The 24,994-nt window shown below is 39.7% G+C and carries 27 protein-coding genes, 1 tRNA gene and 1 riboswitch; of the genes, 24 read left to right on the top strand and 4 right to left on the bottom strand.

The window, feature by feature from the left end:
• Window positions 1–116 precede the first annotated feature (116 nt).
• From GXK58_RS09640 to GXK58_RS09610, 7 genes are all read left to right on the top strand, one after another.
• Window positions 117–701: a TetR/AcrR family transcriptional regulator gene (locus GXK58_RS09640; RefSeq protein ID WP_160722091.1), complete on the top strand. Its 585-nt coding sequence runs from the start codon at window positions 117–119 to the stop codon at window positions 699–701.
• Between the two features lie 23 nt (window positions 702–724).
• Complete coding sequence (locus GXK58_RS09635) at window positions 725–1,498, top strand: enoyl-CoA hydratase (RefSeq protein WP_160722089.1); 774 nt, start codon at window positions 725–727, stop codon at window positions 1,496–1,498.
• Between the two features lie 108 nt (window positions 1,499–1,606).
• A complete protein-coding gene (locus GXK58_RS09630) occupies window positions 1,607–2,380 on the top strand; it encodes an electron transfer flavoprotein subunit beta/FixA family protein (protein ID WP_160722087.1) in 774 nt (257 codons plus the stop codon).
• A gap of 39 nt (window positions 2,381–2,419) precedes the next feature.
• Window positions 2,420–3,397, top strand: coding sequence for an electron transfer flavoprotein subunit alpha/FixB family protein (locus GXK58_RS09625; protein WP_160722085.1), 978 nt, complete (start codon window positions 2,420–2,422; stop codon window positions 3,395–3,397).
• A gap of 231 nt (window positions 3,398–3,628) precedes the next feature.
• Window positions 3,629–3,943 (top strand): thioredoxin, encoded by a 315-nt coding sequence (gene trxA / locus GXK58_RS09620; RefSeq protein WP_160722083.1) that lies wholly within the window; start codon window positions 3,629–3,631, stop codon window positions 3,941–3,943.
• A 135-nt stretch (window positions 3,944–4,078) separates the two neighbouring features.
• Complete coding sequence (uvrC, locus tag GXK58_RS09615) at window positions 4,079–5,851, top strand: excinuclease ABC subunit UvrC (RefSeq protein ID WP_160722081.1); 1,773 nt, start codon at window positions 4,079–4,081, stop codon at window positions 5,849–5,851.
• A gap of 67 nt (window positions 5,852–5,918) precedes the next feature.
• A riboswitch (Lysine riboswitch) is annotated at window positions 5,919–6,098 on the top strand.
• 114 nt (window positions 6,099–6,212) lie between these two features.
• Window positions 6,213–7,433, top strand: a complete 1,221-nt coding sequence (locus GXK58_RS09610) for an aspartate kinase (protein WP_160722079.1) — start codon at window positions 6,213–6,215, stop codon at window positions 7,431–7,433.
• A gap of 138 nt (window positions 7,434–7,571) precedes the next feature.
• On the opposite strand, the gene GXK58_RS09605 is transcribed toward GXK58_RS09610, so the two are convergent.
• Window positions 7,572–8,051, bottom strand: a complete 480-nt coding sequence (locus tag GXK58_RS09605) for a YslB family protein (protein ID WP_160722077.1) — start codon at window positions 8,049–8,051, stop codon at window positions 7,572–7,574.
• Between the two features lie 425 nt (window positions 8,052–8,476).
• On the opposite strand from GXK58_RS09605, the gene GXK58_RS09600 reads away from it, so the two are divergent.
• From GXK58_RS09600 to GXK58_RS09575, 6 genes are all read left to right on the top strand, one after another.
• Entirely contained in the window at window positions 8,477–9,088 is a 612-nt protein-coding gene (locus GXK58_RS09600; protein WP_160722075.1) for a succinate dehydrogenase cytochrome b558 subunit, read from the top strand.
• A gap of 56 nt (window positions 9,089–9,144) precedes the next feature.
• Window positions 9,145–10,896, top strand: coding sequence for a succinate dehydrogenase flavoprotein subunit (sdhA, locus tag GXK58_RS09595; RefSeq protein ID WP_160722073.1), 1,752 nt, complete (start codon window positions 9,145–9,147; stop codon window positions 10,894–10,896).
• A gap of 21 nt (window positions 10,897–10,917) precedes the next feature.
• Window positions 10,918–11,682, top strand: coding sequence for a succinate dehydrogenase iron-sulfur subunit (gene sdhB / locus GXK58_RS09590; protein WP_160722071.1), 765 nt, complete (start codon window positions 10,918–10,920; stop codon window positions 11,680–11,682).
• A 133-nt stretch (window positions 11,683–11,815) separates the two neighbouring features.
• Window positions 11,816–12,400, top strand: coding sequence for a class D sortase (locus tag GXK58_RS09585; protein ID WP_160722069.1), 585 nt, complete (start codon window positions 11,816–11,818; stop codon window positions 12,398–12,400).
• Between the two features lie 146 nt (window positions 12,401–12,546).
• Window positions 12,547–12,771: a spore germination transcription factor GerE gene (gene gerE / locus GXK58_RS09580; RefSeq protein WP_160722067.1), complete on the top strand. Its 225-nt coding sequence runs from the start codon at window positions 12,547–12,549 to the stop codon at window positions 12,769–12,771.
• 253 nt (window positions 12,772–13,024) lie between these two features.
• Entirely contained in the window at window positions 13,025–14,884 is a 1,860-nt protein-coding gene (locus GXK58_RS09575) for a PAS domain-containing sensor histidine kinase (protein ID WP_160722065.1), read from the top strand.
• Between the two features lie 40 nt (window positions 14,885–14,924).
• Here GXK58_RS09575 and GXK58_RS09570 read toward each other — a convergent pair whose 3' ends face one another.
• Window positions 14,925–15,227: a HesB/YadR/YfhF family protein gene (locus GXK58_RS09570; protein ID WP_160722063.1), complete on the bottom strand. Its 303-nt coding sequence runs from the start codon at window positions 15,225–15,227 to the stop codon at window positions 14,925–14,927.
• Window positions 15,228–15,473: 246 nt separating this feature from the next.
• On the opposite strand from GXK58_RS09570, the gene GXK58_RS09565 reads away from it, so the two are divergent.
• The 8 genes from GXK58_RS09565 to GXK58_RS09530 all read left to right on the top strand — a co-directional run bounded on the left by GXK58_RS09565 (window position 15,474) and on the right by GXK58_RS09530 (window position 20,744).
• Window positions 15,474–15,926 (top strand): MarR family winged helix-turn-helix transcriptional regulator, encoded by a 453-nt coding sequence (locus tag GXK58_RS09565; RefSeq protein ID WP_160722061.1) that lies wholly within the window; start codon window positions 15,474–15,476, stop codon window positions 15,924–15,926.
• Between the two features lie 13 nt (window positions 15,927–15,939).
• Window positions 15,940–16,734 carry a glutamate racemase gene (racE, locus tag GXK58_RS09560; protein ID WP_160722059.1) on the top strand — a complete coding sequence of 265 codons (795 nt, stop codon included), beginning with the start codon at window positions 15,940–15,942 and terminating at the stop codon, window positions 16,732–16,734.
• Between the two features lie 111 nt (window positions 16,735–16,845).
• Window positions 16,846–17,922 carry a GerMN domain-containing protein gene (locus tag GXK58_RS09555; RefSeq protein WP_160722057.1) on the top strand — a complete coding sequence of 359 codons (1,077 nt, stop codon included), beginning with the start codon at window positions 16,846–16,848 and terminating at the stop codon, window positions 17,920–17,922.
• Between the two features lie 102 nt (window positions 17,923–18,024).
• Complete coding sequence (gene rph, locus GXK58_RS09550) at window positions 18,025–18,780, top strand: ribonuclease PH (protein WP_160722055.1); 756 nt, start codon at window positions 18,025–18,027, stop codon at window positions 18,778–18,780.
• A 170-nt stretch (window positions 18,781–18,950) separates the two neighbouring features.
• A complete protein-coding gene (locus GXK58_RS09545) occupies window positions 18,951–19,562 on the top strand; it encodes an XTP/dITP diphosphatase (protein ID WP_160722053.1) in 612 nt (203 codons plus the stop codon).
• Window positions 19,559–20,071, top strand: a complete 513-nt coding sequence (locus tag GXK58_RS09540; protein WP_160722051.1) for a metallophosphoesterase family protein — start codon at window positions 19,559–19,561, stop codon at window positions 20,069–20,071. The genes GXK58_RS09545 and GXK58_RS09540 overlap by 4 nt, the downstream gene beginning before the upstream one ends.
• A 96-nt stretch (window positions 20,072–20,167) precedes the next feature.
• A tRNA-Arg gene (locus GXK58_RS09535) sits at window positions 20,168–20,241 on the top strand.
• A gap of 302 nt (window positions 20,242–20,543) precedes the next feature.
• Window positions 20,544–20,744, top strand: a complete 201-nt coding sequence (locus tag GXK58_RS09530; RefSeq protein ID WP_042463323.1) for a cold-shock protein — start codon at window positions 20,544–20,546, stop codon at window positions 20,742–20,744.
• A gap of 223 nt (window positions 20,745–20,967) precedes the next feature.
• Here GXK58_RS09530 and GXK58_RS09525 read toward each other — a convergent pair whose 3' ends face one another.
• Both GXK58_RS09525 and GXK58_RS09520 read right to left on the bottom strand, forming a co-directional pair.
• Window positions 20,968–21,177: a hypothetical protein gene (locus tag GXK58_RS09525; RefSeq protein ID WP_160722049.1), complete on the bottom strand. Its 210-nt coding sequence runs from the start codon at window positions 21,175–21,177 to the stop codon at window positions 20,968–20,970.
• Between the two features lie 138 nt (window positions 21,178–21,315).
• On the bottom strand, window positions 21,316–21,501 hold the full coding sequence (locus tag GXK58_RS09520; RefSeq protein WP_160722047.1) for a hypothetical protein: 186 nt from the start codon (window positions 21,499–21,501) through the stop codon (window positions 21,316–21,318).
• A gap of 278 nt (window positions 21,502–21,779) precedes the next feature.
• On the opposite strand from GXK58_RS09520, the gene GXK58_RS09515 reads away from it, so the two are divergent.
• From GXK58_RS09515 to tig, 3 genes are all read left to right on the top strand, one after another.
• On the top strand, window positions 21,780–22,229 hold the full coding sequence (locus tag GXK58_RS09515) for a C40 family peptidase (RefSeq protein WP_160722045.1): 450 nt from the start codon (window positions 21,780–21,782) through the stop codon (window positions 22,227–22,229).
• Between the two features lie 87 nt (window positions 22,230–22,316).
• A complete protein-coding gene (locus GXK58_RS09510) occupies window positions 22,317–23,336 on the top strand; it encodes a tetratricopeptide repeat protein (RefSeq protein WP_160722043.1) in 1,020 nt (339 codons plus the stop codon).
• Between the two features lie 170 nt (window positions 23,337–23,506).
• Window positions 23,507–24,784, top strand: a complete 1,278-nt coding sequence (gene tig, locus GXK58_RS09505; protein ID WP_160722041.1) for a trigger factor — start codon at window positions 23,507–23,509, stop codon at window positions 24,782–24,784.
• The last annotated feature ends 210 nt before the right edge of the window (window positions 24,785–24,994 follow it).

Genomic DNA, 24,994 nt, shown 5'->3' with positions numbered 1-24,994 from the left:
TTCTTGACAGCGCACCATTTAAATTTTAATATAAAAATATGAATGATGATTCATTCATATTTTTTCTTTTTTAATTGGAAAGTATAATAGTAAGATTCTTCAAAGGGTGATATAAATTGAAAAAAAACAAACCGAAGTATATGCAAATTATAGATGCAGCGGTAATCGTCATCGCTGAAAATGGATACCATCAAGCACAGGTTTCCAAAATTGCGAAACAGGCAGGGGTGGCTGATGGAACGATTTATCTATATTTTAAGAATAAAGAAGACATCCTTATCTCTCTCTTTGAAGAAAAAATGGGCGAATTCGTTGAAAAAATAGAAGCGAAGATTGCAGGAAAAGTGACGGCTGAAGAGAAGTTATTAATGATGATTGAAACCCATTTCCAACTTCTATCTAGTGATCACCATATGGCCATTGTTACCCAGCTGGAGTTACGTCAATCCAATAAAGAATTGCGGCTAAGGATCAATGGAGTCCTTAAAGGATATTTACAAGTGATTGACAATATCATTATAGAAGGTAAAGAAACAGGTGAATTTTCCAGTGACCTTGATGTTCGTCTAGCCCGGCAGATGATTTTCGGTACAATTGATGAGACTGTTACATCATGGGTAATGAATGAGGAGAAGTATGATTTATTAGCACTTGCATCTCCTGTCCATCGATTGCTGATCAATGGATGTGGGAAAAGGTAAAAAACTTTAAAGGGGGAGTTGCATTGGGATACTTAAAATGGTCGTATCAGGACCGGATTGCTGCGATTACCATCGAGCGTCCGCCAGCGAATGCTCTTTCATCAGGTCTGTTAAAAGAGCTATCGGCTGTACTTGATGAAATCGAACCTAATCGTGAGATTGGAGTCGTTGTTATCCACGGCGAAGGACGATTTTTCTCGGCAGGGGCGGATATTAAGGAATTTACAACTGTGACCTCATCAGAAGGGTTTGTAAACCTTGGTAAGTTTGGCCAGGATTTATTCGACCGGATGGAAAAGTTCCCTAAGCCAATTATCGCTGCGATTCATGGCGCAGCCCTTGGCGGGGGACTTGAACTCGCGATGGCTTGTCATATCCGTTATGTAAGTGAAAATGCTAAATTGGGTCTGCCTGAACTGCAGATTGGTTTAATACCGGGATTTGCCGGGACACAGCGATTGCCTAAATATATAGGGGCAGCCCGTGCTGCGGAGATGCTGTTCACCTCTGAACCAATTTCCGGACTTGAAGCGGTACAATACGGTCTCGCGAATCGTGCTTTTCCGGAAAGCGAACTTTTAGATGAAACGTATAAGCTTGCAGGCAAGATTGCTAAGAAAAGCCCTGGCTCCATCCGTGCAGCCATTGAATTACTGAATTATGCTAAAACAGAAGAGTTTTATGAAGGAACCAAAAGAGAAGCAGAATTATTTGGAGAAGTATTTGTCTCTAACGATGCAAAAGAAGGGATTCAGGCATTTCTTGAAAAAAGAGAGCCGAATTTCAAAGGGGCATAACTTTTGTGGGCAGGTACGCTGTCTAAAAGTATAAAAAATTTTTTTGCCAAAAATTTTTTCAATCTTTCGAACTAACTTAATGTTTGAAATTTACCTAGGAGGGAAACCATGAACATTTATGTATTAATGAAAAGAACCTTTGATACGGAAGAAAAGATTGCCATTTCTGGCGGCAAAATCAATGAGGATGGAGCAGAATTCATCATCAATCCTTACGATGAATACGCAATTGAAGAAGCTATTCAAGTCCGCGATGCTAATGGCGGGGAAGTGACCGTCATTTCTGTTGGAAGTGAGGAGTCGGAAAAGCAATTACGTACAGCCCTTGCCATGGGAGCCGACAAAGCCGTTCTTATTAATATAGAAGATGATATAGAAAATGGGGACCAATATACGACCGCTAAAGTTCTTGCTGAATTCTTAAAAGACAAAGAAGCTGATTTGATTTTAGGCGGAAATGTTGCCATTGATGGCGGTTCAGGCCAAGTTGGCCCTCGTGTGGCAGAACTTCTTAATATCCCATACGTAACAACCATTACAAAGTTAGAAATCGACGGAAACAATGTGACAGTCACCCGTGATGTCGAGGGCGACTCTGAAGTGATTGAAACCAGCCTGCCGCTATTGGTAACCGCACAGCAAGGACTTAACGAGCCGCGTTACCCTTCATTACCAGGCATTATGAAAGCAAAGAAAAAGCCGCTCGAAGAATTAGAGTTAGATGATTTGGATCTTGAGGAAGATGAAGTAGAGGCTAAAACAAAAACAATTGAAATTTATTTGCCGCCTAAAAAAGAAGCAGGAAAAGTGTTATCAGGTGATTTAAATGACCAAGTCAAAGAACTTGTGCATCTTCTTCACACAGAAGCAAAAGTAATCTAATCCATTCACATAAAAATTGTTTTTCAGGAGGGTACTAGAATGACAAGAAAAGTATTGGTGCTGGGTGAAGTTCGTGACGGAGCATTACGTAATGTTTCTTTCGAAGCGATTGCTGCTGCTAAAGTCGTAGCAGAGGGCGGAGAAGTTGTTGGAGTTTTAGCGGGTGAATCTGTAAGCGCTTTAGGTGACGAATTGATTCAATATGGAGCAGACCGTGTTGTTGCTGTTGAAAATGTAAAATTAAAGCAGTATACATCCGACGGCTTTGCCCAAGCGTTATTGTCAGTTATTGAACAAGAAAAACCGGAAGGATTAGTATTAGGCCATACGGCTTTAGGAAAGGACTTGGCTCCAAGAATTGCAGGCAAGCTTTCCTCCGGTTTGGTTTCTGATGCTACCGCAGTAGAGGCGGCAGGCGGAAACATTGTGTTTACTAGACCGATTTATTCTGGTAAAGCATTTGAAAAGAAAATCGTAACGGATGGAATTATCTTTGCCACGGTCCGTCCAAATAATATCGCACCATTGGCAAAGGATGAAAGCAGAACTGGTGAGGTCACTTCGCTGTCTGTTGATATTAAAGACCTTCGTGCCATCATTAAAGAGGTGGTTAGAAAAGCAAGTGAAGGGGTAGATTTAAGTGAAGCAAAAGTGGTCGTTTCTGGAGGCCGCGGTGTGAAGAGCGCGGAAGGGTTTGAGCCTTTAAAGGAATTAGCCCAAGTATTAGGCGGGGCCGTTGGGGCTTCTCGTGGTGCTTGTGACGCAGACTATTGTGACTATTCCTTACAAATTGGCCAAACAGGGAAAGTGGTTACACCAGACCTTTATATTGCCTGCGGTATTTCAGGGGCAATCCAGCACTTGGCAGGAATGTCAAACTCAAAGGTGATTGTGGCAATCAACAAAGATCCGGAGGCTAATATTTTTAAAGTGGCCGACTATGGAATTGTCGGTGACTTGTTCGAAGTGGTCCCATTATTAACAGAAGAATTCAGAAAACTAAAAGTCCATTCATAAGACTCAGCTAAGCGGACCTTTGGTAAAAAGCTGGCTTACGTGTTTATGAACGGAAAAGCAGGTTAATAATAAGAAGCGGGCGGTGTGCTGCTCGCTTTTTATCATGGATTTGAATAGAATACTTATAGAAAAAAAGGGTATAGTATTTGCGAGACATATTATTAGCGTGATATGACGAACAAATGATATACTTTCCGTAGTATTTCAGTAATTATTAGGAGGTCAATATAAATGGCTATTTCACACGTAACCGATCAAAATTTTGCGGCTGAAACAGGTTCAGGCCTAGTGCTTGTAGATTTCTGGGCACCATGGTGCGGACCTTGTAAAATGATTGCTCCAGTTCTTGAAGAACTTGATGCAGAAATGGGCGAAAAAGTAAAAATCACGAAGCTTGATGTGGATGATAACCCACAAACTGCTTCTAACTTTGGTGTAATGAGCATCCCGACATTGTTAGTGCTCAAAGACGGCGAAGTGGTTGACAAAGTTGTCGGCTTCCAGCCTAAAGATGCGTTAGCAAGCGTATTAGAAAAGCACGTTTAATCAACTAAATGCGAGAACCTTAGCCAACCCGGCTGAGGTTCTTTATTTTTTTTACAGGATTCTCCTGCTTCCCTTTATTGTGAGTTTGCATTAGAATTTATAAGATATGATAAAAAAGACGGAGGAGTGGCCGGAATGAATGAAATTATAAAGCAAAAACTGACCCTGCTGCCTGATCAGCCTGGCTGCTACTTAATGAAAGACCGTCAGGGAACGATCATTTATGTGGGAAAAGCGAAAGTGTTGAAAAATCGTGTCCGTTCTTATTTTAACGGTTCTCATGATGGGAAAACATTAAGACTTGTCAATGAAATCGAGGATTTTGAATATATTGTTACCTCTTCCAATATAGAAGCCCTGCTGCTTGAACTAAATCTGATCAAGAAATACGACCCAAAATACAATATCATGTTAAAGGATGATAAAACCTATCCGTTTATTAAGCTTACAGCGGAAAGACATCCAAAACTGATTATTACGAGAAAAGTAAAGAAGGATAAAGGGAAATACTTTGGCCCTTATCCGAATGTCATAGCGGCAAACGAAACGAAAAAGCTGCTCGATCGAATTTATCCGCTCCGCAAGTGCTCTACATTGCCGGACCGGGTTTGCTTGTACTACCATTTAGGCCAGTGCCTGGCACCATGTGTGAATGAAGTAAGTGAAGATCAGTATAAACAAATGACCGATGAAATCACGCGATTTTTAAATGGCGGCTATAAGGAAATTAAGAAAGAGCTGACCGAAAAAATGACAGCGGCAGCCGAAGAACTTGATTTTGAACGAGCAAAAGAATACCGTGATAAAATCGTTCATATTGAGACAATCATGGAAAAGCAGAAGATCACGATGACCGATTTTACTGACCGTGATGTGTTTGGCTATGCAGTCGACAAAGGCTGGATGTGTGTTCAAGTCTTTTTTGTCCGCCAAGGAAAATTGATTGAGCGGGACGTCTCCATGTTTCCAATTTATAATGAACCTGAGGAAGAGATTTTAACCTTCCTTGGCCAATTTTATACGAAAGCTAATCATTTCAAGCCAAAAGAAATCCTTATTCAGGATGAAGTCGATCTTCATTTGGCGGAACAATTGTTGGAAGTTAAAGTGTTGCAGCCGCAAAGAGGGGCTAAAAAGGATCTTGTGAAAATGGCTATTAAGAATGCCAATATTGCTCTTACGGAAAAATTCTCACTTATTGAAAAGGATGAGGAGAGAACGATTAAGGCAGTTGAAAATCTGGGAGAGCTGCTCGGTATTTACACCCCGCATCGAATTGAGGCATTCGATAACTCCAATATTCAGGGAACAGACCCCGTTTCCGCAATGGTTGTTTTTACTGATGGGAAAGCGAACAAGCGGGAATATCGAAAATATAAGATAAAATCAGTCAAAGGCCCGGATGATTATGAATCCATGCGGGAGGTTACCCGAAGAAGATATTCCAGGGCTCTTAAAGAAAATCTGCCACTCCCGGATTTAATCATTATTGATGGCGGGAAGGGGCATGTAGAAGCGGTTAGAGATGTTCTGGAAAATGAACTTGGTTTGGATATTCCGCTCTCAGGTCTTGTCAAGGATGAGAAGCACCGTACATCGCAGCTGCTTTACGGTAATCCACTGGAAATTGTACCATTAGCCCGAAACAGTCAGGAATTTTATTTACTTCAGCGTATTCAAGATGAAGTCCACCGTTTTGCAATCACCTTCCACCGGCAAATACGTGGGAAAAACGCGTTTCAATCCTTACTTGATGATATCCCGGGCATTGGTGAAAAACGCAAAAAATTATTGTTAAAACAATTTGGTTCGGTGAAAAAAATGAAGGAAGCGAGCCTGGAGGAATTTACGGCTCTAGGAATTCCTGTGAATGTGGCAGAAGAGTTAATTGAAAAACTTCGTTCATAATTATTGTCATATAAAAATGAACATGCTATAATGAGTGAAAATTTAATCAGTCACTTTATCGTATTAAAGTGAAGGTAGAGGTGCGAAATTCAATAGTAATGATTCGGAGAAGTATGAGCTTCAATGAAGGATCATGAAAGGGAAGGTTCGCCGAAGTGAAAAAGGTCTCATAATCTTTTTTTGCTGGTTCTGTATTGAATAAATCCAGAATTGTCAAGACCTGTTGTCTTGGAGAGCTATCTTACGTTGTTTGTTCAGGAATATATATTTTCGTGTTCAAAAAGCAATGAGATGCCCTTCTCATTGCTTTTTTTATTTTACTAGCCTGCTAGTGATTCAAAGTGGAAAGAAGGGGAAATAGATGGGTTTAGTAGTTCAAAAATTTGGCGGTACTTCCGTTGGAAGTGTAGAAAGAATATTAAATGTTGCCGGATGTGTAAAAGAGGAGAAGGAGCGGGGCAATGATGTTGTTGTCGTCGTTTCAGCAATGGGAAAGTCGACCGACCAGCTAGTAAGGTTGGCAAAGGATATAACAAAAGAGCCTAGTAAACGTGAAATGGATATGCTTTTGTCCACAGGTGAGCAGGTGACCATTGCCTTACTTTCTATGGCTTTGCAGCAACAAGGTCTTGAGGCTGTGTCATTCACAGGCTGGCAGGCAGGAATTGTTACGGAACCAGTTCATGGAAATGCCCGGATTTCTAAAATGAATCCGGAAGCCATTCAGGCCAAACTTCAAGAAGGGAAGGTTGTCATTGTGGCAGGTTTCCAAGGCGTAACGGAGGATGGTGAGATTACCACACTAGGACGCGGCGGCTCAGATACAACTGCAGTTGCCTTAGCAGCTGCATTAAAAGCCGATAAATGCGATATTTATACAGATGTGACTGGAGTGTTTACGACCGACCCGCGTTATGTCAAAGATGCTCGTAAACTATTATCTGTTTCATATGATGAAATGCTCGAGCTTGCCAATTTAGGTGCGGGTGTACTTCATCCACGAGCAGTAGAATATGCGAAAAACTATAAAGTACAGCTGGTTGTCAGATCAAGCATGGAGAAAGTAGAAGGTACAGTCATTGAGGAGGAAGCAACGATGGAACAAAATTTAGTGGTACGCGGAGTGGCATTTGAAGACGAAATTACAAGAGTAACCGTATTAGGTTTGACTAACTCACTTACAAGTTTATCAACTATTTTCACCACTCTGGCGCAGAATCATTTAAACGTAGATATCATTATTCAAAGTACGACAGAAAGCGGAAGTGAATGCCTGTCCTTCTCTATCCATACAAATGATCTAATGGAAACAGTGAAGGTACTTGAAGATAATAAAGCAGAACTTGGCTATGAACAACTGGATGCAGAAAATAAACTGGCAAAGGTATCGATTGTCGGCTCAGGAATGATCTCTAATCCAGGCGTCGCTGCTAAAATGTTCAAAGTCCTTGCAGAAAACGACATCCACGTCAAAATGGTCAGCACATCCGAAATCAAAGTCTCAGTCGTAGTCGAAGAAAAACAAATGCTAAAAGCAGTCGAAGCCCTCCACACAGCATTTGAACTAGGCCAGCAGCAATAAGATAATAGAGACTATATAAAAAGAAAAAATGGTGAAAATAATAAAAATGGTGTCAGGCACCGAAAGGTAACCTGACACCATTTTTACTATCTCTATAGAATTATTAAGGCGTGCGGGCTAATGCAATGTTTGAATTGTTTACTTGATGTAGTCTTTACTGTCCCATTTAACGGTGAATTGGACTTTGTTTCCTTTTTTGACGGGGTGTTCGAAGGCTTCAGCAACGACTCCTTTTTGAAGTTCCATTTGCTGGGCGAGAAACCCTGCTTCAAGTTGGAAGTAGTGTTCTGCTTTTGATTTTACCCGTGATACAAGCAATGGGCTAAGCAATTCGATTTCTATTTCATTCTTTGTTTCTTTTTTGATTTCCAGCTGACCCCATGAAGCCTTATGGAAAAAGGCAGTGACCTCATCAAAATCGGCAGATGGATAAATACGTGCCAGTCGTTTGCCTGCCCAATATAGTATTTCCGGTGTATCCTTGCCAAGAATTTCAGGCAGAAGGATTTCCCTTATTAATTCATATCCGAAGATTGAAATGGTACGCGGGTCTGCTGTGAGATCAGCCGATTGTTCAGCTGAGTTCAAACTTACATCGGCAACAGTACTTTCTTTCAATATGTTTCCCCTCTTTCTATCATTCTATTATATACAATTTGAGGCGGATTTCAGTACGTTTTACCTTAAATAAATAAATTATCTCACAATATTTATTCCTATTTTTCATCATAATTATTATTTCCTTCAGCAATTAATTTCTAACAGTTAGATGTTGGAAATTGATTGAGAAATATGGAAGTATTACATAACAAAAGGGCATAAAACATAGCTGTTATAATGGTCTATTATAATATCAATATATTTAAAAAATTTTATATTTTTGGTAAAGAATCTGTATCCGTTTTCTTGACGCTCCAAGATGATGGGAGTAAAATGAACATGTCACATAATTGTCACAGTGGTGATAATCATAGAAATTAGATGTAATAATTTAGCAAAGTGTAAAAAAACATTTTTTCAAAACCAAAAGGGGGGTAAAAATAATGGCGGGTAATCGTGAGTTTGTTAATCGCAGATTGCACTCATTACTAGGAGTTATTCCGATTGGAGTATTCCTGACGCAGCACTTGATCGTCAACCATTTTGTTACAGGGGGACCTGAGTCTTTCAACAAGGCTTCAGATTTTATGGGAAATCTTCCTTTCAAGATTGTCCTAGAAACAGTAATTATCTATTTACCATTGTTATATCATGCCATCTATGGACTATATATTGCCTTTACAGGTACTAGCAATGTTAATAGATTTGGTACATTCAGAAACTGGATGTATTTATTGCAGCGTATTACAGGCGTCCTTACGTTGATCTTTATTGCCTGGCATGTGTGGCAGACACGCGTGGCAGCAGCATTTGGGACGGAAGTTAACTTTGATATGATGAATGATATTCTATCATCACCATTTATGTTTGGTTTCTATTTAGTAGGAATTCTCTCAGCGATCTTCCACTTCGCCAATGGATTGTGGTCATTCTTAGTCAGCTGGGGAATTACCGTTTCACCTCGTTCACAGCTTATTACAACCTACGTGACGATTGGTGTGTTCGTTATTCTTTCATTTATTAGTATTCAAACATTAATTGCATTTGTATCTTAATAGATTAGTAATCTCGGAAAAATATCGTATGTTGGATTAGAGGGAGTGAGTCACGAATGGGTAAAGGTAAAGTGATCGTAGTCGGCGGCGGCCTTGCCGGCTTAATGGCTACTATCAAAGTGGCAGAATCAGGAACACCGGTAGAGTTATTTTCTCTTGTTCCGGTTAAACGTTCTCACTCTGTTTGTGCCCAAGGTGGTATTAATGGAGCGGTAAATACAAAAGGTGAAGGAGATTCTCCTTGGATTCACTTTGACGATACCATTTATGGAGGAGATTTCTTAGCGAATCAGCCGCCTGTAAAAGCAATGTGTGATGCGGCACCTGGTATCATTAATCTTTTTGACCGGATGGGTGTTATGTTCAACCGTACGCCTGAAGGGTTGCTTGATTTCCGCCGTTTCGGAGGTACACAGCATCACCGGACAGCATTCGCTGGCGCAACAACCGGGCAGCAGCTTTTATATGCACTAGATGAGCAGGTTCGCCGCCATGAAGTGGACGGTTTAGTCACTAAATATGAAGGCTGGGAATTCCTTGGTGCAATTTTAGATGATGAGGAAGTTTGCCGTGGGGTTGTTTGCCAAAATCTAAAAACAATGGAAATCAAATCTTTTGCGGCCGATGCGGTCATCATGGCAACTGGCGGCCCTGGGATTATTTTTGGAAAGTCAACCAACTCTGTCATTAATACAGGATCTGCTGCATCGATCGTTTATCAGCAAGGTGCTTACTATGCCAATGGTGAAATGATTCAAATTCACCCAACAGCTATTCCTGGAGATGATAAACTTCGCTTAATGAGTGAATCTGCCCGTGGAGAAGGCGGTCGTATCTGGACCTATAAAGACGGTAAACCATGGTACTTCTTAGAGGAAAAATATCCTGCATATGGTAACCTTGTACCGCGTGATATTGCTACACGTGAAATTTTTGATGTTTGTGTACGTCAAAAGCTTGGTGTGAACGGGGAGAACATGGTATTCCTCGATCTATCTCACAAGGATCCACATGAATTAGATATCAAACTAGGCGGAATTATCGAAATCTATGAAAAATTCATGGGCGATAATCCACGTAAGGTACCGATGAAAATTTTCCCTGCCGTTCACTATTCAATGGGCGGACTATGGGTTGATTATGACCAGATGACAAACATCAAAGGGTTATTTGCTGCTGGTGAGTGCGATTATTCACAGCACGGTGCAAACCGGCTTGGTGCAAACTCCTTGTTATCAGCGGTTTACGGCGGGATGGTCGCAGGACCAAATGCTGTTAACTATATTGACGGACTTGAAAAGAGCACGGATTCCATTTCTTCTGCTGTTTTTGATCGCCATGTTAGAGAACAGGAAGCAAAATGGAATGATGTTATGTCCTTGGATGGTACGGAAAATGCATACGTACTTCATAAAGAGCTTGGCGAATGGATGACCGATAACGTAACCGTTGTCCGCTATAATGACAAGCTCGAGCAAACAGACGAAAAGATTCAAGAACTATTAGAACGCTATCAAAACATCAATATCAATGACACATCTAAGTGGAGCAACCAAGGAGCAGCGTTCACTAGACAATTACAGAACATGCTGCAATTGGCCCGTGTAATTACCATTGGTGCATTGAACCGTAATGAGAGCCGAGGCGCTCATTATAAACCTGATTTCCCTGAGCGTAATGATGAGGAATTCATGAAAACTACGATGGCTAAATTCGTTGATTCTAAAACTGCTCCAGCTTTCCATTACGAAGAAATCGACGTTTCGTTAATTCAGCCAAGAAAACGCGATTACACAACAAAACATTAATAGAAAGGGGAGTAGAGAAACATGTCTGAAAACAAAAAGGTAACTTTTATTATTACTCGTCAAGACAGCCCAGAAGCTGCTCCTTATGAGGAGACTTTTGAAATTCCATATCGTCCGAATATGAACGTGATTTCGGCATTAATGGAAATTCGTAAAAACCCCGTAAATGCACAGGGGAAAGCTACAACTCCGGTTACTTGGGAAATGAACTGCCTTGAAGAGGTTTGCGGAGCGTGTTCCATGGTGATTAACGGAAAGCCGCGCCAATCTTGTTCGGCATTGGTTGATCAATTAGAACAGCCAATCCGTTTAGCTCCAATGAACACATTCCCTGTGGTCCGTGACTTATCAGTAGACCGCAGCAGAATGTTTGATTCCTTGAAAAAGGTTAAAGCATGGATTCCAATCGATGGAACTTATGATTTAGGACCTGGACCACGGATGCCTGAGCGAAAACGCCAATGGGCATACGAGCTTTCCAAGTGTATGACATGCGGTGTTTGTTTAGAGGCTTGTCCAAATGTGAATAGTAAATCAAACTTTATGGGACCGGCTGTATTTAACCAAGTTCGCTTATTCAATGCTCATCCGACTGGGGAAATGAATAAAGCGGAGCGCTTAAATGCTTTTATGGAAGATGGCGGTATGCAGGACTGTGGGAATTCTCAAAACTGCGTGCAGGCATGTCCTAAAGGGATTCCAATTACAACATCAATCGCTGCAGTTAACCGTGCAGCAACCATGCAGGCATTTAAAAACTTCTTTGGCAGCGATAGTGGTTATTAAAAAATAGACGACTAAAACCTTCTTTTCACATAGGAAAGAAGGTTTTAATGTTTAAGGCAGAAGTTTCATTAGTCCTTTTTGAGCACTTTTTGTTATACTTGAACAAATGAGGATAGAAGGCAGGTATTTTAACGTGAAAAAAAAGCTTCCTTTGTTCATTATATTGACTGGGCTCATTCTATTGGGATGGGGCGTTTGGCAATTTACTCAAACAAAGCTCCAAACCACATCCGCGCTGGCACAAGCAAAAGTTTTAATTAGCCAGAAACAGCCTGCAGCTGCAGATAAAAAGAAAATCAACAAGGAAACGCCGCCATCTACTGGTGATACAATAGGAATTTTAGGAATTCCAAAACTGAAAGCAGAATTAGCCATCGTAGAAGGGACAGACCCCGATGATCTTCAAAAGGGCGTCGGTCATTATAAAGGTTCTTATTTTCCTGGTGATAACGGGCAAATTGTGTTATCGGGCCACCGGGATACCGTTTTTCGCCATTTAGGTGAGTTGAAAATTGGAAATCAACTAAAGATGCAAATGCCAAACGGAGATTTTACGTATCAAATTACAAAAACAAAAATTGTGAAGTCAAACGACAGAAGCATCATTACCCTGCAAAATCAGCAGGAAGAATTGATTCTAACTACTTGTTATCCGTTTCATTATGTTGGAAATGCACCAAAGCGATATATTATTTATGCAAAGTTAATTAAATCGTAAAAAAAGCGAGTCACTCCTTCATAAAAAAACATTCTCCTTTAAGTAAATATAGTCACTCCAAATGTATCGTTTACATAAGATATGGTGACTAAATATATACCCATCCCACGATACATTACTGGCGACGGCAAGGAGGGTTACAATACTTGAAGGAGAATGAATATAATCACAAGCCATTACTCACCAAACGCGAAAGAGAAGTATTTGAATTATTAGTACAGGACAAAACAACAAAAGAAATCGCTGGTGAATTATTTATAAGCGAGAAAACAGTTAGGAACCACATTTCAAATGCAATGCAAAAGCTTGGAGTCAAGGGGCGTTCACAAGCTGTTGTAGAGCTCCTTCGAATGGGAGAGCTAGAACTTTAAAAATGACCCGGCTTCCTAATGGGGGGCCGGTTCATTTTTGTGAAAAGTTTTTTAGAAAAATAAACGAAAAGTAAGTTGCCTGTCTTGTAAGAAAAAACCTTCAAGCGATTTAATTGTTTTGCTAGATTAACACGGTGATAATAGTTGATGGTAAATAGTAGAAATATATTGAAAGTTTTATCAGTAAAACTTACAATTAAGACTAAAGTAGGTAATTTGCATGATCTGGGGAGAAAGGAACTGAAAGTAAGAGATGAACAGTCCTGTTGAAGTGATTAAAAATGAAAAAAGAATGCTTTTACTGAATTATTTAAAAAACAATCACAGCAGATATGAGACGCTATTTTCCCGCAATGAAGATAGTATTTTTGTATTGGATATAGAAGGGCATGTTGTTCAATCGAATCCCGCATTCCAACAATTAACAGGTTATTCACCATTGAATGGGGACGAGCTAAGACTTCAATTTCTTTTTCCAATCGATCATATAAATAAAGTGTTCCATCATTTTAGTAATGCTGTATCGGGCCGTTTTTCAAACTTTGATACGAAGATCATCACTAAAATCGAGCAAATTCTTGATTTGAATATCATGTTCATTCCAATTAGTGTAGAGGACCAAATCGTCGGAGTTCGCGCAATTGGGAAAGATATTACGGAATTAAAAAGAAAAAAAGAAGAGATTAGAAAAATAGAAGAGATGCAGCGGGTTCTGACCGATAATATTTTAGATGTGATTGTGAGTACGAACCTGCAAGGTGAAATTGCCTATGTATCTCCTTCCTGTGAATATATTCTCGGCTATGATCCAAATGAAGTCATAAAGCAGAATATTTTATCGTTTGTCCATCCAGATGATGCTGAAAAAGCCTTTCAGAGCCGAAAACAAGTGCTTGACAACCAAGAGAGCGGACGAGAAGAATATCGGGTCCGGAAAAAAAGCGGCGAATATATGTGGGTCGAATCACTCAGTAAGCCGATTATCGCTCACGATACTCTTCACGTTTTAGAAATGGTCAGTGTCATTAGGGATATATCAGAACGTAAAAAGGGTGAGGAAGAAGCGAAACGACGCGAGGAGACCTATCGTGACCTAGTAGAGCACTCACCTGATGCAGTCATTATTGCCAAAGATTCGGACATCCTTTTTATAAACGAAACGGGTGCTAAATTGTTTGGGGCACAGGGCAAAATGGATATTTTAAATAAACCGCTGGGAGACCTCGTTCATCCCGAATTTCATGAGATTTCTAAAGTTCGTCAAAAAACGGTGATGGAAGGGAATGTCACCGAATTTATGGAGTATAAATTGCTCCGGCTGGACGGTTCTGTTTTTGTCGCGGAAGTGAAAGGGATTCCAACTTTTTATCAGAATACCTTGGCTAGACATATTATTATTCGTGATGTAACAGAACGGAAAAAAACGCACGAGCTCCTTCTTAATTCGGAAAAATTAAATGTGGCTGGACAACTGGCGGCAGGGATTGCTCATGAAGTGCGCAACCCGCTGACTGCGATCAAAGGGTTTCTGCAGTTAATGGAGACTGAAGGGGATGGAAATCACTCCTATTTCGATATTATTCAGTCTGAAATGGATAGGATTGAACTAATCCTTAGTGAATTATTAGTCATAGCCAAACCACATGAATTAAAATTTGAAGCGGTGGACCTCATCACTCTCTTAGATAATATTAAGACATTAATTGATACACAGGCTGTGTTAAATGGAATTCAAATCGAAACGATATACAACAATTTTGATACCTTTACGATTAAGTGCGATCAGAACCAGCTAAAGCAGGTGTTTATTAATATTTTAAAAAATGCCGTTGAAGCGATGCCTAAAGGCGGGTTTATCACGATTGAAGTAAAGGAATACGGTTGTAATATGGTGAAGATCTTTTTTAAGGATACCGGTTTTGGTATGTCACCCGATATCTTAAAACGCGTCGGCGAACCTTTTTTTACAACGAAACAGGACGGCACCGGACTTGGAATCATGATTTCTAAGCAAATCGTCGAAAATCATAGTGGCAGCTTCAATATTTGGAGTGATGAGCATGGGACGATTATTGAAGTAATCTTACCGATTGCAAGTCTAAGGCTTCATTAGAATAGTAAAACCGGCATCGGTGTCCAATGCCGGTTTTTATTTATTTCTCTGGTACGATATAACTAAATTCCAATTCATCCATTTCGTTATTATATTCAACCATTAAATCATGGCCGTTAAAAAACCATAAATCTGAGCCTTCAATAAAAAAAGTCAGGCCGTCTATTTCAGTTTTAACAGCAATATCAATCGGCTGATTGTCCACTGTGAAAGCAAGTGAAAATCCTTCTTGAACGGGACTGTTCCCATAAATCTTAACGTAGAATCTAACTTGATCCCCTGCTTTTAACTCAACTTCATTCTTGAACCATCTTAATGCGTCATTGCTTATCCCTATTTTCATCTTCTTCTCACCTTTGTTTTAATAGTCAACATGAACATATTATGAACTAATCTGTTAAAATAAATTTATTATAACACTTGTTTTGCTTAATAGCTTTTCAGGAGTGCTGCCAATTAGTAGTTTCAAACTTGAAATTTTAACAGAAAAAGTAGAAAATAAGTACAAGCTTTAAGATTTTCAACAAGGATTAGCACGATTAAATAGATTTGTCTTGAGGAGAAGCAAATATATAGGAGTGTAAATAAAATGGAACTCGAAAATCCACAAAAAGTTACAGTGGACATTATTGCTGCGATTGAAAAAGACCTTCGTTATATTTCTGGGATCATTAAGCAAAAGGGCAGGGAAATGTTAAGTAATTACAAAATCACCCCTCCACAATTCGTGGCCTTACAATGGCTTTTTGAAGAGGGAGATATGACGATTGGCGAACTTTCAACTAAAATGTATTTGGCGTGCAGTACAACGACTGATTTAGTTGACCGAATGGAGAAGAATCTGCTGGTGGAACGGGTGAAAGATCCAAGCGACCGGCGCGTGGTTCGGATTCATTTATTAGAAGAAGGAAAAAGAATCATTGATGAAGTGATTAAGAAACGCCAAGCGTATCTAGATGAAGTATTAAAAAACTTTTCAATGGATGAAATCTTACTTCTTCAATCCAACTTTAGTAAAATGCATCAAGAAATGCGTGAATAAAGAGGCGAGATTTTTGAAACAACCAATAGGTGTTATAGATTCTGGTGTCGGTGGATTAACTGTCGCCAAAGAAGTGATGAGGCAGCTTCCGAATGAGAAAATCATCTATCTAGGAGATACTGCCCGCTGCCCATATGGTCCAAGATCAAGGCAGGAGGTAAAGAGGTTTACCTGGGAACTAACTTCTTTTCTATTAGAAAAGAAGATCAAAATGCTTGTTATCGCCTGCAATACGGCAACTGCGGCAGCGTTAGACGAAATTCGGAAAGAATTATCGATTCCTGTGATTGGGGTGATTAACCCTGGGGCCCGAGCCGCTATTAAACAAACCAAAAATTACCGGGTCGGTATTATCGGTACACTTGGAACAGTCAAAAGCGGGGCCTATGAAAAAGCGTTAAAATCGCTGAACAGCAGGCTGTTTGTAACTAGTCAGGCCTGCCCAAAATTTGTTCCTCTTGTGGAAAGCGGAGAATATACGGGAGCCATTCCTGAGAGAATTGTAGAGGAATCCTTACAACCGCTGTTGGAACAAAATTTAGATACCTTAATATTAGGATGTACCCATTATCCATTACTTGAACCCCTTATTAAGAATGTCATGGGCGAAAAAGTAAAGGTCATTAGTTCCGGTGACGAAACCGCACGAGAAATTAGTGCCATTCTCCAATATAATGATTTGCTGGACGAGTGTGACGAAGAACCGGAGCACGAGTTCTACACTACAGGTTCGAAAAGACTTTTTTCAAAAATTGCCTCTCAATGGCTCGGCATACCTGTAAACAATGTCAATAAAATAAAACTTTAGAAGGAGCTTCCGCCGAGGGGAGCTTCTTTTATTTTTTCTTTGCTAAGGCGGTCTATTTTTTCATAAGGCTCGTATATATGTTAGTACAAACTGTCTTAGGGGGGAATTCATGTGTCCAAAAATAAAGCAAAAATCATTGGTGCCACTGTATTAACTTCGACTATTCTACTTTCGGGCTGCGGGTTATTAAACAAAGAGACGCAAAAGCAAATCGATCCGCCAAAAACGGTTACGGTGAAGGAAGAGAATGTAAGTAAAGATGTAAGTAAAGATGTAAGTAAAGAGACTACTGTGAAAGAAAAGGCTGCTGCAAAAGACACAGTAAAGATGGAACTGTACTTGATTGACAAGGATGGCTATGTTGTTCCTCAAACATTAGCTCTTCCAAAAACGACTTCAGTTGCCAAACAGGCCCTTCAGTATTTAGTCGCAAATGGCCCTGTCACCGACATGCTGCCAAATGATTTTAGGGCGGTACTTCCAGAGGATACAGACATCTCGGTAAACATTAAGGATAATGGGTTAGCAATCGTTAATTTTTCAAAGGAATTCAAAAATTATCAGCCAGAGGATGAACAAAAAATTCTCCAATCTGTCACTTGGACGTTAACGCAATTTGATAACGTAAAGTCGGTCAAGCTACAAATGAATGGACATGATTTAACTGAAATGCCTGTCAATGGCACCCCAATCAGCGAGAATCTATCAAGAGCCACTGGAATTAATATTGATAACAGTGGTGTGGTCGATATTGCGAATACAAAACCAGTCACCATTTATTACATGGGCGGTGAAGAGGGCTCTTATTATTATGTTCCAGTCACCCGCCGGATTAGCAATTCGGAGAAAGATAATTATGCAGCGGTTATTGACCAATTAATTAAGGGACCAAGTGCGAAGTCTACTCTTGTTTCAGAATTTATGTCAGATGTAAAGCTGCTTGAAGCACCAAAGTATGAAGACGGAACTGTTACATTAAACTTTAACAAGAATATTTATGATAGCTTTGATAAAAAAGAAATCTCGCAATCTTTACTAGATGCGCTAGTTCTTTCTCTGACAGAACAACAGGGGGTAGAAAAAGTGGCTGTAGAGGTTAACGGTAAGGCCGGCATAAAGAATGATCAAGGTAAGAGTGTTTCAGAACCGGTAACTCGTCCAGAAAAAGTCAATACAGGTAGTTATTAAAAAAGCATTTTTGTTATACTATATATTGACCATGTAAGAGGTTGGCTCATTATAGCCGCCTCTTCTTTATTTGAATTAGCGTTTTGATAAGGAGGAAAAGTTGTGCGCGTTGATGGAAGAAGCCCGTTAAGCTTAAGACCTATACATATTGAAACCAATTATTTAATGCATCCGGAAGGTTCTGTCCTTATCTCGGTAGGGAATACAAAGGTAATATGTACCGCCAGCATCGAGGACAGGGTTCCTCACTTTATGAGGGGGGAAGGAAAAGGGTGGATTACAGCGGAATATTCCATGCTTCCTCGGGCAACAGAAACAAGAAATATTCGCGAATCTTCAAAAGGAAAAGTTTCCGGCCGGACAATGGAGATTCAGCGTCTGATTGGCCGGGCGCTTCGGGCTATTGTTGATTTAAGTGCACTTGGCGAGAGAACGGTCTGGATTGACTGTGACGTCATTCAAGCAGATGGCGGCACGCGGACTGCATCGATTACTGGTGCGTTTGTTGCGCTTACGCTTGCCTTAAATAAGTTATCCGAAAAAAAGTCTTTTTCAAGATATCCAATCATCGATTACTTAGCTGCTACCAGTGTTGGGATTCTAAAAGGTGGACAGGTTGTGCTTGATTTAAATTATGCCGAGGATTCGAAGGCTGAAGTGGATATGAATGTGGTGATGACAGGCAATGGGGAGTTTGTTGAGCTGCAAGGGACGGGCGAAGAGTCTACCTTCTCTTATGATCAACTCCAAGGCTTGCTGTCTGCAGCTCAAGAAGGATTGATGGAATTATTTGAGAAGCAGAAAGCTGCACTGGGTGAGGATATTATTAAAAAGATTGAGAATAGACGGAAGAAATAAGTTGGCCGGTCTGAGTTTACTGTCGGATAAATCGGGATTACTGGCGGATAGTCCGAGTTTACTGTCGGATAAATCTGGATTACTTGCGGATAAACCAAGTTTACTAGCGGATAACATGAATTAACTGGCGGATAAGCCAAAATTACTGTCATTTAAAAGAGGAGATAGAGATGAAAGAAGTCATTATTGCGACTAAAAACCCCGGCAAAGCAAAAGAATTTCAACATATCTTTGCTTCAAGGGGGATAAAGGTCCGTACATTGCTAGATTTTCCTGAAATTCCTGAGGTAGAGGAAACAGGCACAACTTTTGAGGAAAATGCCATCCTTAAAGCGGAGGCCGTCTCCCGTGCCCTTCAAAAAATGGTCATTAGCGATGACTCAGGACTCATGGTCGATGCACTAGACGGCAGACCAGGGATTTACTCTGCCCGCTATGCCGGTGAGTCCAAAAATGATCAGAACAACACAAACAAAGTGTTGTCAGAACTACAAGAAGTTCCTGAAGAAAAAAGAACCGCACGATTCTACTGTGCGCTGGCAATCGCAATACCAGGACAAGAGACAAAAACAGTGTCAGGCACCTGTGAAGGACTGATTTTAAAAGAGCCTAAAGGAACAAACGGATTCGGATACGACCCAGTATTTTATGTGCCAGAACAGGGCCGGTCAATGGCCGAACTATCCTCCGATGAAAAAAATAAAATCAGCCACCGTGCCAATGCCCTGAAAAAACTTGATGTGATGTTAGATTCTATTTTAGAAAGAGTTGAAAAGTCATGAGCAAAGTGTTGATTGTTAGTGACAGCCACGGGTTAACAGACGAACTTGAAATCATCAGGGAACGGCACTTAGAGGAAGTAGATTTAATGATTCACTGCGGTGATTCACAACTGATGCCAACCGATAAATATATGAAGGGCTACTTAACGGTTATGGGTAACTGTGATTTTGGGGCTGAGTATCCATTGGAAACAACAGCAGAAGTAGCGGAGCGTAAATTTTTTATTACACATGGCCACCGTTATTCGGTAAAATCCACATTAATGAATTTAAAATATAAAGCAGACGAAGTTAACGCCAATATTATCTGTTTTGGGCACTCCCATATCCTAGGAGCAGAAGTAGTTGATGGTAAGCTTTTCCTTAATCCAGGAAGCATCCGTCTCCCGCGTGAGCGCTTTGAAAAAACATATGTGATTCTTGATCTGCAAGATGATAAGATCCACTTAGCTGTGTTTGATCTATCAGGTCATGAGATCAAAGAACTAGCAAGGGAATTTGCACTATAAAGGGGGGCTGCTTCCCCCTTTTATGAAATATCTAAAAAGCTGTTGACAATAAGATATTGGGATAATATAATAAATCTTGTCTTTGATAATTGATATGTCCCAGTAGCTCAGCCGGATAGAGCATACGCCTTCTAAGCGTACGGTCGGGAGTTCGAATCTCTCCTGGGACGCTAAAAAAGCGGCTATAAAGCCCTGCAAAATTAACCTCTTGTGACGTTAAATGACTCGAACATTTTAACTCATGGGAGGTTTTTCTATATGACAAAAAAGAAGCAATCCTTACAATTACTGAGGATCTAAATGAATTATTCTTTAGTTCTTCTTGCAAATACTTTAAAAAGATGTTATGCTTTAGAAGAATTATTTTTGTTCGGTGTAAAGGATAGTATAAGATTAACTTTTCGTCTTGATGATCACTGAGTGCAAGGATAGTAATACATTGTGTGCAAAGCACACAGCAGGAGGAAACAAAATGGAACAAGGTAAAGTAAAATGGTTTAACGCAGAAAAAGGTTTCGGATTCATCGAGCGTGAAGGCGGAGAAGACGTATTCGTTCATTTCTCAGCGATCCAAGGCGAAGGTTTCAAATCTTTAGACGAAGGTCAAACAGTTACTTTTGACGTTGAGCAAGGTCAACGTGGAGCTCAAGCAGCTAACGTGCGTAAAGCTTAATAATAAGAACAAATAAAGCAGGCTCTTCATAGAGTCTGTTTTTTTTATTTTTTCTTCTAAAACAAGGAGCCCCACTCACGAATGAGTGGGGCACATGTAAACAAGTAAATCAAATGGTAAACAAAGTGTATCACATAATCAAAAATTATCCTAATCATCTTTGAATAAAAATTTTTAATGTGCTTTTATAGAGGTTCGTTTGCAAACTAAAATAAGCATCCGATTATTCGGATGCATACTTAATTATTCCATGTAAATAAACTGAGTATTCTCTTTGTACATATTCTCTTAATTTAATTTTTTGTTCTGTTTCTAAAACTCTAACCAATTCTTGAATCTTTTTCTCATTTTCTTTGGTAGTAGGAATCTCTAATGAAAACATATTACCTCGACTGCCATTTAATAATCTTTTTAATAACTCAACTTTATTCATTGGATCATCCCCTTTAGCTGTTATATTCGACATAAAGTGGACTTTTTCCTTGGAATATGTTGTATTGTTTCAAGTTTTACCAAATTTCCACTAAAAGCATCTGATTACAGGTACCCTGACAGTAATGGGCAGCTTTTTTTATTTGCTTTTTTTATACCCACCTTCTATCAATCTAATCATATCACGACCTGAAGTCTTTTCAGTTTCATGATAACCTTCTTCATCACGCAAACTCAAGTACCAGTTGCTGTCACCATCTTCATTTAACCTATATAACTTATTGGTAAAAACATTAGAATAAAAATCTCCATTTCTTAGCCGCATAATATCCCACCTCTAATGTATTTAAATTGTATTATGCCCAGGATACCCACCGTGAGTCATTAGACATATACAGTCCGAAAATCCCATGGAGTATTCAATGAAAAAACGTGACAATCGAAGGAATCGAGTTTAGTCAGGGTAATTCATTTTAATTTTGTCGAATATTTTTGCATAAAAAGTTGAAATTTGTAATATAATTGTAATTTACCTGTTACATCGGTGTTACTCTCCTTTTGTATAGTAGAGATAACATAAACGCAGCAGGGAGATTAAATAATATGCTGAAAAAAATATCCTTATCTCTGACTTTTATCCTTTTACTTACGACAACTTTCTTCGCTTCTTTGAACGATAAAGTGGAAGCGGCTACATATCATACAAAAGCAATTTCTGTAGCAAAGGCAAATCTGGGAGTACCATATAAATGGGGTGGCATTACACCAAGTGGTTTCGATTGTTCAGGACTTGTTAAATATTCTTACGGCAAGGCAGGAAAAGTTCTGCCTCGTACGTCAGCTGAAATGTATACTAAAGGGACGCGTGTCAGCACGTTGCAGGTAGGAGATTTAATGTTCTTTGCACCAAACAAGGCAAGTAAACCTAACCATGTAGCCATCTACATCGGAAACGGACAAATGATTCAAGCGGCTTCATCAAAAGGAGTTTCCATTGCTTATACGAACAACGTTTACTGGAAGCCAAGATTTATTGGCGCAAAACGCATCTAACTATCAAAACTTACCGAGGGCGGTGAGTTTTTTTTACTTCCAAATTATGCTACACTTTCTTTTAATACAAATAGAAGGACGGATTCTATGAAAAAACGGGGACAAGTAAAACGAAAAGATAACGTCATCTTCTTTCCCGGACTCGACAAAAGATTAACGGACAAAGGGTTGGAGAGCCTCGAAAACAAAAAATTCCATGAAGCGATTCCCCTTTTAGAAGAAGCATGCGAGCTCGACCCAGATAATGAAAACATATTAATTGGACTGGTGGTGGCCTATTTTGAGGCAGGGGCCTTTAAAAAAGCTAAATCTCTTGCAAATGAGATGCTGTTAAAAGGGATTGGTGATTATTTTCAGATGGTCGATCTGTATCTGACCGTCCTTATCCAACTACATGAATACCGGGAAATTGTTACCACCATTGAAGCACTCTTAGACGAAAGAGAAATTCCTCCAGAGAAATATGATCATTTTCTGACGATCTTACAATTTAGCAGCCGGATGGCAGACAGCCGCGAGGCCCAAGAAATGAATGAAATAGAAGAGGAAGCTGCAGGTCTGAACTTATTTGCGATTGAGGACATTAATGAGCAAATGCGAGTAGCAGCTAATTTAGCGGACAAGAACATCCGGCCCTATTTAGAGGATATCACGGATTACTTAAAGGCAAAAGCTGGCCATCCATTTTTAAAAACGATGTTACTAAATCTATTAAAAGAACAAGAAATAGAAAAAGAACTGACTGTTGAAAAATTCGCTTCTATAGAAGACTTCATACCCCTGCAGCTTCCTGATGTAAGAGAGCAGCCTAAAATGGCAGAGATAAAGGCCATACTTGAAGAGCAATTAGAAAGTAAAAATCCTGGTCTTTATGAACACTCGGTCAATATCGTAGAGAGAACCTTTTTTATTAGTTTCCCTTTCGATCTTGAGCCTGAATCGAGAGAGGCATGGGCCGCCGCTTTTGAACTCCTGGCGCAAGAATACTTGGGAATGGCCCCGGAAATTAGCAAAATAGCAAGAAAATACGGAGCTGAAATCCCTGATCTAGAGAAAGCTAGAGAGCAAATAGAGACAATTGAGAAAATTTCCTACCCTAATATTTAGGACTCGGTGTTGAAAGAAGTCGAGTCTATGTTATAATGTAGGGGTTGCATTGTGTAAAAAACTATATTTTACATTTAAAAAAGGAAAATGACTTGATAGACAAGACATTTTTCGACTCTAATTCGTTATCGAATGAAATGAGAATAGATTTGTTGGAGGGAAAAAAAGGTATGACAGCAAAATGGGAAAAATTAGAAGGAAACCAAGGCGTCCTTACTATTGAAGTAAGTGCTGAAGAGGTAAACAAAGGCCTAGACGCGGCATTCCAAAAAGTGGTTAAGCAAGTAAACGTTCCAGGATTCCGTAAAGGTAAAATGCCTCGTGGAATGTTCGAAAAGCGTTTCGGTGTAGAAGCTCTTTACCAAGATGCATTAGATATTCTTCTTCCAGAAGCTTACGGAAATGCAATTGACGAAACTGGCATTGAGCCAATCGACCGTCCTGATATCGACATCGAGCAAATGGAAAAAGGTAAAGACCTTATCTTCAAAGCAACAGTACAAGTGAAGCCTGAAGTGAAATTAGGCGAGTACACAGGCTTAGAAGTAGAAGAAATCGATACTGCTGTAACTGATGAAGATGTTGCAAACGAATTAAAAACAATGCAAGAACGTCAAGCTGAGCTTGTTGTTAAAGAAGATACTGCTGCTGAAAATGGTGACACAGTTGTTCTTGACTTCGAAGGTTTCGTTGATGGCGAAGCATTTGAAGGCGGAAAAGCTGAAAATCATTCATTAGAACTTGGTTCTGGCTCATTCATCCCAGGTTTTGAAGAGCAATTAGTTGGCGTAAAAGCTGGCGAATCTAAAGATGTGGAAGTTACATTCCCAGAAGAATACCATGCTGCAGAGCTTGCTGGTAAACCAGCTGTTTTCAAAGTAACTGTACATGAAATCAAAGGAAAAGAACTTCCTGAGTTAGATGACGAGTTTGCTAAAGATGTAGACGATGAAGTGGAAACTTTAGATGCATTAAAAGAAAAAATCAAAACTCGTTTAGAAGACAGCAAAAAGCATGAAGCAGAACACAACCTTCGTGATACTTTAGTTGAAAAAGCTGCTGAAAATTCAGAAGTAGAAGTTCCTGAAGTAATGGTGACTACTGAAGTAAACCGTATGCTTCAAGAATTCGAACAACGCCTGCAAATGCAAGGCATGAACCTTGAGCTTTACTTCCAATTCTCTGGTCAAGATGAAAATGCTCTTCGTGAACAAATGAAGGAAGATGCACAGAAGCGTGTGAAAATCAACCTTACACTTGAAGCGATTGCTAAGCAAGAAAACATCGAAGTATCAGAAGAAGATGTGAACGCTGAACTTGAAAGAATGGCTGGCATGTACAATATGCCTGTTGACGCTATTAAGCAAGCTCTTGGCGGCGTTGATGGCATCAAAGGTGATCTTCAACTTCAAAAAGCAGTTAACTTCTTAGTTGAAAATAAGAAATAATAGTGAACTTTTGGACAAGGCGCGATTTTTATCGTGCCTTGTTTTATACTTTTTATCAATTACATATTATAATAAGGGCAGGGAAAACTTTTAATGTTTCCCTAGATTCAATTTCTTTAAATTGGGCAGGAAAAAACGCTGCAGGCAACGAATAAATATTTCCATAACCATTTTAGATTTATTTTTTAGAATTATGGTTAAGATTAATGG

Source organism: Bacillus sp. USDA818B3_A (genome assembly GCF_009928415.1).
In the GTDB taxonomy this organism is placed as follows: Bacteria; Bacillota; Bacilli; order Bacillales; family Cytobacillaceae; genus Neobacillus.
The sequence above is the reverse complement of the archived record's forward strand: the minus strand, read 5'-3'. Positions and strand labels throughout refer to the sequence as shown.

What these genes read in the sequence shown, in the direction of transcription:
- tig (WP_160722041.1), top strand. Translation starts at nt 23,507, where the DNA reads ATGACAGCAAAATGGGAAAAATTAGAAGGAAACCAAGGCGTCCTTACT.
- sdhA (WP_160722073.1), top strand. Translation starts at nt 9,145, where the DNA reads ATGGGTAAAGGTAAAGTGATCGTAGTCGGCGGCGGCCTTGCCGGCTTA.
- GXK58_RS09575 (WP_160722065.1), top strand. Translation starts at nt 13,025, where the DNA reads ATGAACAGTCCTGTTGAAGTGATTAAAAATGAAAAAAGAATGCTTTTA.
- GXK58_RS09570 (WP_160722063.1), bottom strand. Translation starts at nt 15,227, where the DNA reads ATGAAAATAGGGATAAGCAATGACGCATTAAGATGGTTCAAGAATGAA.
- GXK58_RS09525 (WP_160722049.1), bottom strand. Translation starts at nt 21,177, where the DNA reads ATGAATAAAGTTGAGTTATTAAAAAGATTATTAAATGGCAGTCGAGGT.
- GXK58_RS09510 (WP_160722043.1), top strand. Translation starts at nt 22,317, where the DNA reads ATGAAAAAACGGGGACAAGTAAAACGAAAAGATAACGTCATCTTCTTT.
- GXK58_RS09540 (WP_160722051.1), top strand. Translation starts at nt 19,559, where the DNA reads ATGAGCAAAGTGTTGATTGTTAGTGACAGCCACGGGTTAACAGACGAA.
- sdhB (WP_160722071.1), top strand. Translation starts at nt 10,918, where the DNA reads ATGTCTGAAAACAAAAAGGTAACTTTTATTATTACTCGTCAAGACAGC.
- GXK58_RS09630 (WP_160722087.1), top strand. Translation starts at nt 1,607, where the DNA reads ATGAACATTTATGTATTAATGAAAAGAACCTTTGATACGGAAGAAAAG.
- uvrC (WP_160722081.1), top strand. Translation starts at nt 4,079, where the DNA reads ATGAATGAAATTATAAAGCAAAAACTGACCCTGCTGCCTGATCAGCCT.
- GXK58_RS09545 (WP_160722053.1), top strand. Translation starts at nt 18,951, where the DNA reads ATGAAAGAAGTCATTATTGCGACTAAAAACCCCGGCAAAGCAAAAGAA.
- GXK58_RS09610 (WP_160722079.1), top strand. Translation starts at nt 6,213, where the DNA reads ATGGGTTTAGTAGTTCAAAAATTTGGCGGTACTTCCGTTGGAAGTGTA.
- GXK58_RS09625 (WP_160722085.1), top strand. Translation starts at nt 2,420, where the DNA reads ATGACAAGAAAAGTATTGGTGCTGGGTGAAGTTCGTGACGGAGCATTA.
- GXK58_RS09530 (WP_042463323.1), top strand. Translation starts at nt 20,544, where the DNA reads ATGGAACAAGGTAAAGTAAAATGGTTTAACGCAGAAAAAGGTTTCGGA.
- GXK58_RS09520 (WP_160722047.1), bottom strand. Translation starts at nt 21,501, where the DNA reads ATGCGGCTAAGAAATGGAGATTTTTATTCTAATGTTTTTACCAATAAG.
- trxA (WP_160722083.1), top strand. Translation starts at nt 3,629, where the DNA reads ATGGCTATTTCACACGTAACCGATCAAAATTTTGCGGCTGAAACAGGT.
- GXK58_RS09565 (WP_160722061.1), top strand. Translation starts at nt 15,474, where the DNA reads ATGGAACTCGAAAATCCACAAAAAGTTACAGTGGACATTATTGCTGCG.
- GXK58_RS09515 (WP_160722045.1), top strand. Translation starts at nt 21,780, where the DNA reads ATGCTGAAAAAAATATCCTTATCTCTGACTTTTATCCTTTTACTTACG.
- GXK58_RS09600 (WP_160722075.1), top strand. Translation starts at nt 8,477, where the DNA reads ATGGCGGGTAATCGTGAGTTTGTTAATCGCAGATTGCACTCATTACTA.